The sequence below is a fragment of the Robertmurraya korlensis NBRC 107688 genome (genome assembly GCF_001591645.1).
Classification (GTDB): domain Bacteria; phylum Bacillota; class Bacilli; order Bacillales; family Cytobacillaceae; genus Robertmurraya_A.
The window spans coordinates 19787-32518 of the sequence record NZ_BCVH01000028.1; the positions used below are offsets into that span (position 1 = coordinate 19787).

At 37.8% G+C, this 12732-nt stretch carries 11 protein-coding genes; 3 read left to right on the forward strand and 8 right to left on the reverse strand.

The window, feature by feature from the left end:
• Positions 1 to 23 precede the first annotated feature (23 nt).
• Together proB and BKO01S_RS21575 are read left to right on the forward strand one after the other, a co-directional pair.
• The gene (gene proB, locus BKO01S_RS21570) at positions 24 to 1154 is read left to right on the forward strand and encodes a glutamate 5-kinase (RefSeq protein WP_066059508.1); all 1131 of its coding nucleotides are present in this window, start codon (positions 24 to 26) and stop codon (positions 1152 to 1154) included.
• A gap of 13 nt (positions 1155 to 1167) precedes the next feature.
• Positions 1168 to 2430, forward strand: a complete 1263-nt coding sequence (locus BKO01S_RS21575) for a glutamate-5-semialdehyde dehydrogenase (protein ID WP_066059511.1) — start codon at positions 1168 to 1170, stop codon at positions 2428 to 2430.
• 107 nt (positions 2431 to 2537) lie between these two features.
• Here BKO01S_RS21575 and BKO01S_RS21580 read toward each other — a convergent pair whose 3' ends face one another.
• The 7 genes from BKO01S_RS21580 to nhaC all read right to left on the reverse strand — a co-directional run bounded on the left by BKO01S_RS21580 (position 2538) and on the right by nhaC (position 10450).
• A complete protein-coding gene (locus BKO01S_RS21580; protein WP_066059514.1) occupies positions 2538 to 3125 on the reverse strand; it encodes a hypothetical protein in 588 nt (195 codons plus the stop codon).
• Positions 3126 to 3133: 8 nt separating this feature from the next.
• Positions 3134 to 4309, reverse strand: coding sequence for a ParM/StbA family protein (locus BKO01S_RS21585; protein WP_066059517.1), 1176 nt, complete (start codon positions 4307 to 4309; stop codon positions 3134 to 3136).
• A 364-nt stretch (positions 4310 to 4673) separates the two neighbouring features.
• Complete coding sequence (locus BKO01S_RS21590; protein WP_066059520.1) at positions 4674 to 5201, reverse strand: DUF3231 family protein; 528 nt, start codon at positions 5199 to 5201, stop codon at positions 4674 to 4676.
• A 65-nt stretch (positions 5202 to 5266) separates the two neighbouring features.
• Complete coding sequence (locus BKO01S_RS21595; protein ID WP_198158865.1) at positions 5267 to 6970, reverse strand: GMC family oxidoreductase N-terminal domain-containing protein; 1704 nt, start codon at positions 6968 to 6970, stop codon at positions 5267 to 5269.
• Positions 6960 to 7505, reverse strand: coding sequence for a hypothetical protein (locus tag BKO01S_RS21600; RefSeq protein WP_066059526.1), 546 nt, complete (start codon positions 7503 to 7505; stop codon positions 6960 to 6962). Before BKO01S_RS21600 ends, BKO01S_RS21595 begins: the two co-directional genes overlap by 11 nt.
• 197 nt (positions 7506 to 7702) lie before the next feature.
• Complete coding sequence (iadA, locus tag BKO01S_RS21605) at positions 7703 to 8875, reverse strand: beta-aspartyl-peptidase (protein ID WP_066059528.1); 1173 nt, start codon at positions 8873 to 8875, stop codon at positions 7703 to 7705.
• 132 nt (positions 8876 to 9007) lie between these two features.
• A complete protein-coding gene (nhaC, locus tag BKO01S_RS21610) occupies positions 9008 to 10450 on the reverse strand; it encodes a Na+/H+ antiporter NhaC (RefSeq protein WP_232311294.1) in 1443 nt (480 codons plus the stop codon).
• Between the two features lie 369 nt (positions 10451 to 10819).
• Between nhaC and BKO01S_RS21615 the strand changes: the two genes are divergently transcribed.
• Positions 10820 to 11446 carry a histidine phosphatase family protein gene (locus BKO01S_RS21615; protein ID WP_066059531.1) on the forward strand — a complete coding sequence of 209 codons (627 nt, stop codon included), beginning with the start codon at positions 10820 to 10822 and terminating at the stop codon, positions 11444 to 11446.
• A gap of 61 nt (positions 11447 to 11507) precedes the next feature.
• Here the strand turns inward: BKO01S_RS21615 and BKO01S_RS21620 are convergent, their stop codons facing one another.
• Positions 11508 to 12707, reverse strand: a complete 1200-nt coding sequence (locus tag BKO01S_RS21620) for a phosphoglycerate dehydrogenase (protein ID WP_066059534.1) — start codon at positions 12705 to 12707, stop codon at positions 11508 to 11510.
• Positions 12708 to 12732: the final 25 nt, after the last annotated feature.

Sequence of the window (12732 nt, forward strand, 5' to 3'; positions counted from 1 at the left end):
AATTTTGCCTCGGGAGTGATAAAATGACGACCCTTGAAAACAAAAACAAACGGGTTGTAATAAAAGTAGGAAGCAGTTCCTTAACTAGTCGACATGGGGAAATTAGTCGGCGGAAACTTGAAAAATTAGCAGATGAAATTGCTCTTTTAAAGGATGCTGGTCATGAAATTGTATTTGTCTCTTCAGGAGCAGTCGCAGCGGGATACCGTAAGCTAGGGTGCATTGACCGCCCCACTTCTCTCCCCGAGAAACAAGCCGCAGCATCTATTGGCCAGGGATTATTAATTGAAGCATATTCTGAGATTTTCCTATCTCACGGGTATATTGCCTCTCAAATATTAATTACACGTAGTGATTTTTCCGATGAGACCCGCTATCATAACGTTCGCAATACACTAAATGTCCTATTAGAACGAGGAATTATTCCTATTGTGAATGAGAATGATACCGTCACAGTAGACCGTCTAAAGTTTGGGGATAACGATACGTTATCGGCTAAAGTAGCCGGTTTAATCGAGGCGGATCAACTGATCATTTTATCTGATATAGATGGATTATACGATTCAGATCCCCGTAAAAATGAACATGCCCAACTACTAGAAAAAGTATATGAAATAACACCTGAGATTGAACAAGGTGCAGGTGGTTCGGGAAGTTCTGTCGGTACAGGAGGCATGAAATCCAAGATTGATGCAGTGAAGATTGCTATGGCTTCAGGTATTAGTACGTTCCTTGGCAAAGCAACGATTTCACATATATTAAATGATGCCGTAGAAGGTACAGCCAAAGGCACCTATTTTGAAGTTTCAAACGAGTCAGTCAACCTAGATCAAAAGAAGCAATGGATCGCCTTCCACTCAGGTCCAAGTGGAGAAATTTTCATAAGCAATAAAGGAAAGGCCTCTATTGTTGATTATAAACGGAGCATTGTATCTTCCCATATTGAGAAAATAAACGGACGGTTTGAAAAAGGTTCGGTTATTCGAATCCTGAACGACCAGGGTGAAAGAGTCGGTTTGGGTGTTGTGAATTATTCAACGGAGGAACTTGAACAAATGATCAACTCTACAGGTGATGAATGGAATACCCATGAAGTTGTTCATTCCGAAGACTTCGTGTGTGAACTAGAGTTATCACTGCCTGTTGTCATATAAAAGGAGGAATTGCATGTCAGTAACTAAGGAATTTACAAATGTTGAATCCCAAGCAATTGCCGCAAAAAAAGCAGCAAAAACACTTAGCCTTTTATCAACTTCAGAAAAAAATGAAGTTTTACATGTTCTAGCTGACTCGCTAGAAAAAAATACAGATGTGATTTTAGAGGCAAATAAGCTAGATTTAGAAGCTGGTAGTAAACTTGGATATGAAGCTGCCTACATGGACCGTCTTGCTCTTTCTAAAGAAAGAATATTTGATTTTGCTGAAGGTCTAAGGCAAGTAGCTAAATTAGAGGATCCAACGGGGAACATTTTGTCTAGTTGGACATTGGATAATGGTTTATTAGTAGAAAAGGTATCCGTTCCATTGGGTGTCATTGGTATGATCTACGAAGCCCGTCCAAATGTAACCGTTGATGCAACTGGGCTCGCTCTTAAATCAGGTAATGCCATTGTCTTAAAAGGCGGATCATCTGCTTTATCTTCAAACAAAGCAATCGTGCAAGTCATGCACGAGGCACTACATGATACGAAAATCCCAAAGGAGGCCGTGCAATTCATCGCTAGTACGAATCGCGAAGCTACCCAACAGCTATTTACAATGAAGGAACATATTGATGTATTAATTCCTAGGGGTGGTGCCTCACTCATTAATGCAGTGGTAAACAATGCAACTGTTCCAGTTTTAGAAACAGGTGTAGGCAACTGCCATTTATACATTGATGTGGAAGCAGATGTTGAAAAAGCATTAAGCATTCTTGTTAATGCAAAAACGGACCGTCCAGCTGTATGTAATGCGTTAGAGACAGCCATTATTCATAAAGAGTGGCTTGCAAAGAACAAGGATTCTTTCGTTGAGATTATAAATAAACATGGCATTACAGTTCATGGTGATGAAACAGCTCAAAACTATATACCAAATACAGTCCCAGCGACAGAGGAAGATTGGGCAAACGAGTATTTAAGCTTAGACTTAGCTGTTAAAACAGTGAACAATATAGATGAAGCAATTGACCATATTGAAGTATATGGAACTAAGCATTCAGAAGCGATCGTAACAGAAAATAAAGAAACAGCGAAAAAGTTTATGAGTTTAGTAGATGCTTCTGCCCTTTACCATAATGCTTCCACTCGTTTTACAGATGGTAGCGCACTTGGATTTGGTGCAGAGATTGGGATTTCTACTCAAAAGCTACATGCTCGTGGACCAATGGGCTTACCAGCATTAACAACTGTGAAATTTATGATGTCAGGTAACGGACAAATTCGATGATATAACAAAAAGGACGATTATGAGTACATCCCTCATCATGATCGTCCTTTTTTTACATTCATTTGCTGTGTATTCATTTAAACTGGCTTCAAAGAGATCCAACATTACTACTTATTCATTTTAGAAAGGAAATCACCTAATAGACTATCAAGGTCATTCTCGTCATCCTGTTCCTCTTCTACTGTTTCAGGTTCACCCTGCCTGATGGTTTCCCAACTAAATGCATCAAGATCGTCCTCTGAAACCTCAGGCTCATCTGTAACTGCTATTTCAGCGATAGGTTCCATGAAATGGTCATCGAGGACAGAATCCTCCTCTTCCTGTAAATATAAAGCCTCAGATATATCTAGAGAATTACTATTTAAGGATGCGAGCAAAGCTGTTGCTCGCACTGGATCTGTTAATAGCTGGTACATAATACTTCCCAGTAAAGCCTCAGAATGCTCATGCTTTAACCAGTTTCGTTGTGATTTGCTTAATTTATGGGGAAGGGGAATGGTGATCGTTTCCTGTTCCTTGGACGAAGACTGACTAACTCCCTGCATCACAAATTCAGCAATTTTGCTCGAAAAATTCCGTCTTTCGGTTTCCTTTAACTTCTGCAAATATTTTAATAAATGATCCGGGGTATCAGAAGGGATCCGAAAGGAAATTGCTTGGCCCCTCTTAACCTCATTGGATGCAGATTTCTTCATTTTATCACCTATGAATTCTTAACTGGCACTTGTGCTTTCTTGGACTTTTCCACTTTTCTTACATAATCCGTTATAAGTTTGTAGTAAGCATTTGCCATCATCCAAATGCTTTCTTTTTCATCTTCGAAAAATTCAATATTATAACCATCTAAATTATTATTAAGAGTCTTGATATAATCCTTTAAGACATGTGCTCCTCCACCAACAAAATAACAAATTTCCGTTTGAGAGTTCTTTTGCCAGATGTTTCTTAGTAATCGGTATTGCTTTTTTGCTAACTCTAGCAAAATACGGTCAGTTATATCATGAACACTGGTTCGACTGCCTTTTACCATGATGTGATTACGGTCATTTTTTCTAGTAATAATCTCTACTACATCACGACGGCTATCTAACTCCACACCATGTTTTGTTCTAATTTCCTCTCTAATGGCCTCTAGAGATTCAGACACACCTAAGTTAAAACCTTGAGCTTTATCATCATCAACATTTCTGTTTTTAATTACTGCAATATCGGTTGAAAGTCCCCCAATATCCTGAATAAGAATTCTTTTATCTATCAGGTCTTTATTAATGATTTTAAGCTGGGTATCCATTACAAGATTTATATAAGCCGCAAAGCCCTCTGGATATATTTTCACTTCATTAAATTTAATATTTACTTTTAACCCTTGATATTTAGGTGTAACTAAAAACTCTACTTGGTGAACGGAACCTACTAATTTTGAGCGGTATCCAGCATCCTTTCCTTCCTTTACTTCACGTAGTGGAAGGCCTGTTCCAAGAGTGTAATTTGCATCAACTACCTGTTTGGATCGTGGAAAAACACCCGAATTCTCTTCTTTTACGGCATCCAATGCTAAAGTAGCAAACAGCATAACCAATGTCTGATCCTCTTCCGACTTGCTACTTCCAAGGTCTAATTCTGTGGCATTATTGCTCTTCGTTGCTAGATGTCCTACACGATAAATCGCATTATTCTCCTTTAGGGCAGGGGAATGTACTTTAATATGAAGACCATCAAGTGGATTTTTGCTATCCAATTCTTCTATTCCAATGACCGGCCGATCTTCTGTATCCCTAGCGACAATATTAGGTATGTTAAGTTCATACTCCATTTCTCCGAAAATCGCCTTAATGGAGTCATTTCCTACATCTACTGCTGCAATTCTAGAGTTTGACATGGTAGATCATCCCTTCTCATTTAATAGATTTATTGCTTAAGTTACATTGTTATCTATGTACCCTTCTAGTTAAGGGTAAAGGAGATTGGTAGATTATTCAATCATTTAACTCAAAAGAAATTAAAATGTAAACCTGTAAACAGTTTGTAAACATAAGATTTTTGTAAACACAATTGTAAACAATCACTACAAACGTGTACACATTTAATAAAAACAACATGTATACACGTTTGTATACATGTAAACGTAAAAGTGTACACGTTGTTTACATAAAGTAAACATGTAAACAACTTTTGTAAACAATAGAGATGGTCTAAAATTTAAATAGGCCCTACTTTAAGTAAGGCCTAAATACTTTCTTCATTTAAGATTTATAATAAGGAGGAACGCGTAGCCACTCATTCTGTTCTAAGTATTGTTTTACCTGTAATCCTGCAAGTGTCTTTTTCATAATAATCTTTGAAAACAATAGTCCTACATCCGCTCGAATCGATTCTGTAAGGCCTCTAGCCGCATATACAACACCACTTGCTAAGTTATAGGACATTAGATTAGCCAGCTCTTCATCGTTTAATTTGGCACCTTCAGGTATATCACGAAAATCCCCTACTGGCTTTTCTGGTGTGTTTTTTGGAAGGGGAACCCCTTCTTTCAATAAGAATTCTCTTATTTCATCTCTTATTGGAATATGTAAATTCTCCTTTGTATCAAGAATGATTCTTTTTAATTCCTCATCTTGTGCAAGATTGTAACCTATTTCTTGATTTCGCAAGGTAGTTTCCGTTCCTAATAGGAAAAACCATAAATTTGTAACTTCCATTACATTTAAAGGCTTTTTTTCACCATCTAAAAATGGTTCAAATGTGTCATGAATCATTTCAAATAGATTCATCTAATAACCCCTCCAGGCATGTAAATTCCAATATTAGTATCATGACCATTCGTTAAGCAAACATACTAATTGAAATATTTTTCAAACAGTTTTTCAGCAGTTCGTGTGGCTAATGCCTGCGTGGTAAGAGTTGGATTGACTCCTCCCAAACTGTTATAATGCACACTATTATCAGAAATAAATAATTTTTTTACCTGGTAAGCTTCACAATTTGCATCAACAACAAACCCCATTCTCATCGTACTTTCCAAATGAATCATAATTCCTGCCGGCCAGTAAGATGAAATAATTTGTTTCGCCCCAGCTTTATGCAAAATATGAATAGCCATTTTCATTAATTCTTTTCTTTTTTTTATAGAATTTTTCGTAGGAGTATAGCTCAAGAGAGGTACTGGACCATGTTCATCACTAATCATCGGATGAAGTTTCACTCCATTTTTTTGATCTGCCTCATCGTCTGTTAAGATTAGTACACTTAACGTTTTCCTGTAATTTATCATTAAATCACTTAATTTGCTTCCAACAATTTGATTATGAAATTCCCATTTGGACTTTTCCTTTTGATATATACTCCACCTAAATTGACTAATTCCATAGGAGAGAGAAGCTGTAAGTCCTGGACTCATCCCAGCAGTTTGCAACGAACCTAAGCCAGGAAAATCGAGTCTCGCACCACATGTATGTCCTACAAATGGATTTATGTCAGGCTCGCCTAAGATAGATATAAGATCTCTTTCATTAAAGATTCCCGTAACCCATTCCATATAGTGGTTTGTTAGCCCCTTACCAACCCATGAATTTTGAGGGAGATTGGAGTTTAGCCAAAGCCGTGGGCTCTCTATGCTACCTCCAGCAAGAACAACCACCTTCGCCGTTAGCTCTTCCTCTTCTCCTGTCCATGTATCCTTAATACGGACCCCGGTCACATGTCGCTCTTGTGAATGAAGCGAATCTGTTAAAATTTTTATCGTAAATGTATTGGGTCTGATTGTGACATTGCCAGTATTCAAAGCCAATGGTATGTAGCTAACCGTTGTTGACCTCTTTGCCACCCTATCTACGGTAGGACCATGCGGGCAGCCATTTATACAGTGTCCACAGAGGGTACATCCTTCCATCCACGATAACTGTTCAAGAGAAACATTTACATTAGTAAGATTTTTATTTACGGGTAAAATGGCGTTGGGCTGAGGACGGAAGCCAGGACTTGTAACGTTTAGTGTCGGATTTAGCCGCCAGCCTGCTCTTTTTGCTCCAAAATAAAACAATTCTTCCTTTGCAGTTGTTGGTGCAAAGTGAACGGGCAATGTGGCTTCTACCTTTTCATAATAAGGAATGAGTTCTCGATAAGAAAGTGGCCATAATTGGTCTATGGCTAATGGATATGCACGAGGAGAATTAGCTGTATAATGCTGTGTGGATCCACCCACACCCGCACTTTGCCAAATAATTTGCTTTTGTGGTGTGAATCGAACCCATGGGGCCCGATCTCTATTTGCTGGCCCCCACCGAAATCTACCTGTAACCAGATTATTCATATTATCTTCATACTTGTTCATAAGGGATCTATACAAAGGAATATCTAAATCATTACTATCTGAACTTTCTTTCGCGCCAGAATAAAGATTTGGATTTGGCCACTTCTTATTTCCATACCAGGGTCCTGCTTCTATAATTAAAACCTTTATACCCTTTTCACCAAGCTCTTTGGCGATAACTGCACCACCACCTCCAGCACCAATGACAATAACATCTGGATTAGACATCATGACCTCCCCCTTTATATGGATCACCTAATAAAAAACCCCGAAGATTTCGATATCCAAAGGCTGGTCCTGGATAGTTTGTTTGAAGCCAACCCATTGGAAAAAACTCTATACGTCTAACATCAGGTCCTTTCAAGCGAGTTGATCCATATCCAGTCCATTCGGAATAATAGCCCAATAACGTTAGCTGAGTTAGAGTATTTTTCATACTTTGTGTTAAACCTGGATTATTTGTAAAAGGCTCTGGTAAGCTCTCCAAAGGGACTTCTAATCTTTCTAACAAGTCGACCACCTTTTGCCGCTCACCACGTTTGAGATTGGCAAAGGCTCCTTTCCTAGGAAAAGTCCATGTATGGTATAAACACTCTGTCTTTCCTCTACATATTAGTTGGATAGCAGCCATATCTAATAATTTTGCTGTCTGTTTTGAGAAAGGGATAGTATCTCCATGATTTATTGAAGAAGGCAAAGTTTGATCTAAAACCGCTATAACATACTCATATATCACTCCACCCATTGGGGAAGCGTAAAGAATCATGTCTACTACCGCTTGGATGGTTATTCTTGTATGATCGTCATAAATTCCACTAGTTAAAGGTTTTATTATGTCCTCCCCCTTACAAATAAAAATCCCTATCCTCTCTACTTTATTTAGGCATTTGAAAGTATAGAATTATTAATTTGAGGAAGCTAAATACCCCATACCAAAGTAGGCACGGGGTTTACCATTTTTTCTTATTCAAATGTCCCTTTCACTCTTGGAGAACCTTGCAAGACCATTATTTGACCCTGTGCAATGACCGTTTGGATGGTTAATGTTTCTTTATCTAAAAACACGAGGTCAGAATTTTTACCTTTTTGAATATTTCCTTTCTGAGGTAACTTTAGGACTTGAGCAGGATTGGACGTAATAACTCGAATGGCCTGTTCAAGAGGGATTTCTTCTACGAGTACAGCATCTCTTACCTCACGAAATAATGAAGAAACCTTTCCAACTTTTAATCCTTTAAATTCACCCGTTTCATCAAAGGAAGGTAGGCTTGCCTGCCCATCTGAGGAAAAGGTGATGCTGCTTATAGGTACTCCTTGTTCGAGCATTAGTCTTAGACCAGTAGAACATTTTACTTCCCCTTCCTCCATAAATTGAGGAATCGTACTTGTAGTGAGATCAACATATCCACCTTTTTTAGCATAAACGATTCCAGCAGCAAATAACTCTTTATTTCGGTTAATATGAGTAGGATGAAATTGTCTAGCAGGTATTTCCGTTCGCTCAACAATCTCTTCTAATAATGATAACTTCTCGTCACCATCCCCTACATGAATTTCTATTAAACCAGCCTTACCAGATAAGATACCGCCATTTCTAGCTGCTGTTGCTACTTTTACTAGTTCTTCGAAGGTCGGCTGCGAGGAACGATGGTCCGAGATTGCTATTTCACCAACACCTATTATTTTATCAATTAAGATTATGTCATCTTCAACACGTTGGGTTAATGTCTTAACTGGAACTTGGTAAGACCCTGAATGGATGTAGCATGTTATCCCTTCTTCTTCAAGTGCTCGAGCTTTTGCTAGAAGTCCCTCCATTCTTCTTGTTGTTCCGTCTGTACCTAAAACACCTACTGCAGTTGTTATCCCTGACGTAGTGATATCTGTTAACATAATTTCTGGAGTCCTTGTTCTGAATCCACCTTCTCCACCGCCACCAATTAGGTGAACATGAGAATCAATGAATCCAGGTACAAGGATCTGTCCGTCAGCATCAATCACTTCAATTGGAACAAAGGTGGATGGAACTTCAATATTCTCTTCTATGTAAGCAATTTTATCATTTGCGATAAGGATGTCTCTTATTCCCATATAATGGGGTGCGTACACTTCAGCAGTTTTAATTAATTTTAACAAGATTCCTCCGCTCCTTTTACGTATAACTAATTAATCCTTTACTAATATGTTCATCAAAGCTGATGTAAATCCTGCCACGGCTAGCTTTCAGATATAAAAAACACCTCTACCAACAGTAGAGGTGTTTGCTTGTTATGCTTCAACCGTTTTTAAAGATGTTTTTTCTTTCTTTACTTTCTTCTTTGGTTCTACATTTTTTGTCACTGTTATACCTGTAATTCCATAGAACAATGAGATGACTGGTGTAATCAGGGCTAGGAAACAAAATGGAAGGTACGCTCCAGTAGCCACACCAAGTGCTCCTGATGTATAAATTCCCGCCCCGGTCCATGGAACTAGCGGAGCACCCTGTGAACCCGTATCTTCGAGTATTCTAGAGAGATTCTCGGGCTTTATATTTAAACGTTCAAATATTGGCCTCATTAGTGTACCACTCATAACAGAAGAGAAGTAAACCGATCCACCGATAGCAAGTGTAACGTAACTAACAATGATTGTTACAAATACCAGCAAGCCTGTGTGCTGAATCTTATGGGCAAAGGAGGCAATTAATGCTTCTAATACACCTGCATCAGCTAGCATTCCACCGAGTCCAAGTGCAAACAAGAATAGGGCAATAAGCGATAACATACTTGTTAATCCACCACGTTGTAGTAAGCTATCAACCATTTCTATTCCAGACTCTACTTGGTAACCGCTATAAAAGATATGAGTCGTGTCTGAAAAATTAAATCCTTGATAAAAGATGGCAATTACGCCACCCACTGCAGCACCAATAAAGATGGAAGGGACTGCAGGTTTTTTTAATACCAACAATGTAATTAACACCAAAATGGGTATTAAAGGAATCAATCCCAGATGAAACGTTTGATCCAGGTAGTTCGTTAACTGAGAGACACTTTCAGCATCTGCTGCTGCTGATTGATACCTTAAGCCTATAATAGTAAAAATTAAGGCTGTAATTAAATAGGAAGGAACAGTTGTCCAAAGCATATGCTTAATATGGGTGAATAATTCTCCTCCAGTTACAGTAGGTGCCAGGTTTGTTGTATCTGAAAGTGGCGACATTTTATCCCCAAAATAGGCTCCACTAATAATTGCACCTGCGGTAAGACCAGCAGGAATCCCTAAAGTTGTACCAACACCCATCATAGCTACACCTGCAGTACCAACCGTTCCCCACGAAGTTCCTGTTGCTATAGATACAAGAGAACAGAATAATAAAGTCGTCACTAAAAAGTATTGTGGGGTAATTGCATGAATCCCATAATAAATTAATGTAGGTACTGTTCCAGAGGCAATCCATGCACCGATTAAAATCCCGACGGTTAATAATATCAATCCCGGCAATAATGCCTTACTCATCGAAGTAATCATCGACTTTTCTACTTGTCTATATGAAAATCCTAACCCCATCATAAAGGGAATAAGAACAAGTATACTGATTAACATCAGAATTTGAATCGGTGCATTAAATACAAGTATTCCAACTGAAATAATTATCACTACTGACATTAGCATAGATAAAGCATACATGAACGAAGGCTTTTTAATAGTTTCTATATCGGTTATCAACAAACCACTCCTTTGTGTAAATTGTATTTTTTTTTATTGATCGACGATAAAAGTAAGATCATGTGACTTTTTAAAACGAGGGAAACATAGGGATAATAGGAGGACAACCTTTTTTTCTGCTATAACTGTATTTTACTATAGCTCTAAAGTTCAGTAAAATTGCAAATATAGTGATATATAAGGATTTCTTATGATAAAAACCTTTTATAGCGCTTTCAAACAAAACGTCCATAGATATGCTTCCATATAGTACGATATAAACCAAGATACACGATAAATTGTATGTTGGACTAATTACCACACTTTCTTCATATATGGTAAAATTCTTGTTAACAATAAAATAATTACAAACAAAGTAGGTGCTTGAGCTTGTCATTAGAGAAAGAAGTAAAGCTTTATTTTGTCCGACATGGGGAGACTCAATATAATGTAGAGGGAAGAATGCAAGGATTCTGTGACTCCCCTCTTACAGATAGAGGCATTTCCCAGGCAAAGTCTGTTGGAAAGGGATTATCAGGTATTGAATTCAAAGCCATTTACTCTAGTGAAAGTCAAAGAGTGATTGATACCGCTAACCATGCCATTGGACATCTGAATATTCCTATCACTACAGACCCTCGACTAAAAGAAATGAATTTCGGTGCTCTTGAATCCTTATTAGAATCAGAAATCTCTGATCGGTATGGAGATATTCTTAAGAAATTATTTGCACTTACTGACTTACATATGTCAGCACCAGAAGGAGAAAGCTATTCCCAGCTTTATACACGTACTACATCAGTCATCCAGGAAATCGTTGAGAAGCATAAACATGAAGGTGGGAATATACTTATTTTCTCTCATGGTGTAACCATTGGTAACTATTTGATGCAGTTAACAAAAATGAAAGAATATCCACATCATGATAATTGTAGTGTATCTGTCATTAAATACTATAATGGAAACTTTGAAGTAGAAAAGATTGCTGATACCTCTTTTAGGGATCTTCATTTTTAATTACCTTTTTACATTTTTACTACTTACAAACAAAAGCGGCCATCTAGGCCGCTTTTGTTATTTAAATGATACGTACAGTAACAATGCCTTCAATTAATCCAATCTTTTCCTCTAACTGTGGAATAATATCGCTCGCTACATTATTATCAATATCGATCATTGTATAGGCATATTCTCCTCTACTTCTGTTCACCATATCTGCAATGTTTAATTCATAGCTTGAAAGAGCTGAGGTAATCTTTCCAACCATCCCAGGAACATTTTTGTGGAAAGCTGCTACACGTTGTTTACCTGAATATGGTAGAGAAGCATTCGGGAAATTCACTGAGTTTTTAATATTTCCTGTCTCAAGGAAATCTTTTATTTGGCGCCCTGCCATAATCGCACAATTTTCTTCAGATTCTGCTGTTGATGCACCAAGGTGTGGAACACATATAGTGTTTTCCATTTTTAATACATTTTCATTTGGGAAATCTGTAATATATTGACCCACGATTCCTTCTTCAAGCGCAACCGCCAAATCAATTTCGTTCACAAGTTCTCCACGTGAGAAGTTAAGAATATGAACACCCGGTTTCATAATGCTAAATGTGGCTTGATTAAACATTCCCTTTGTATCATCCGTTAATGGTGTGTGTACCGTAATATAATCAGCGTTTGCAAATAATTCTTCAATGGTTAAAGCACGTTGAACCGTACGTGATAAATTCCATGCTGTATCAACAGAAATAAATGGGTCGAAACCAATTACATCCATGTCTAAAGCGATGGCATCATTCGCCACAAGTGCACCGATTGCTCCTAATCCAATTACACCTAGAGTTTTACCCTTGATTTCTTTTCCTACAAATTGCTTTTTCCCTGCTTCTACAAGCTTTGGAACTTGTTCTCCTTCACCTACTAAGGTCTTTGTCCAAGACACACCAGCAAACAGGTTTCTTGATGACGCCATTATTGTAGTTAAAACCATTTCTTTTACAGCATTCGCATTTGCTCCTGGAGTATTAAAAACAACAATGCCTTGCTCTGTGCATTTGTCGACAGGGATATTATTTACACCTGCTCCGGCTCTAGCAATTGCTTTTAAATTACTACCGAAATCCAATGAATGCATATTGAAGCTTCGAACAATAATCGCATCAGGATTTTCACAGTCATTGTCGACTGCAAAGTTTTCTTTACGAAATACTTTTAACCCGCTTTCTGCAATATTATTTAATGTTTTAATTTGATTCACTTTGTCTAATGTAATTGGGCTCATATTGTTTCTCCTCTTTTATTATAAA

Coding starts and splice junctions, on each gene's coding strand:
- BKO01S_RS21600 (WP_066059526.1), bottom strand. CDS start 7,505: ATGATTCTTTACGCTTCCCCAATGGGTGGAGTGATATATGAGTATGTT.
- BKO01S_RS21580 (WP_066059514.1), bottom strand. CDS start 3,125: ATGAAGAAATCTGCATCCAATGAGGTTAAGAGGGGCCAAGCAATTTCC.
- BKO01S_RS21585 (WP_066059517.1), bottom strand. CDS start 4,309: ATGTCAAACTCTAGAATTGCAGCAGTAGATGTAGGAAATGACTCCATT.
- BKO01S_RS21590 (WP_066059520.1), bottom strand. CDS start 5,201: ATGAATCTATTTGAAATGATTCATGACACATTTGAACCATTTTTAGAT.
- BKO01S_RS21595 (WP_198158865.1), bottom strand. CDS start 6,970: ATGATGTCTAATCCAGATGTTATTGTCATTGGTGCTGGAGGTGGTGGT.
- BKO01S_RS21620 (WP_066059534.1), bottom strand. CDS start 12,707: ATGAGCCCAATTACATTAGACAAAGTGAATCAAATTAAAACATTAAAT.
- proB (WP_066059508.1), top strand. CDS start 24: ATGACGACCCTTGAAAACAAAAACAAACGGGTTGTAATAAAAGTAGGA.
- BKO01S_RS21575 (WP_066059511.1), top strand. CDS start 1,168: ATGTCAGTAACTAAGGAATTTACAAATGTTGAATCCCAAGCAATTGCC.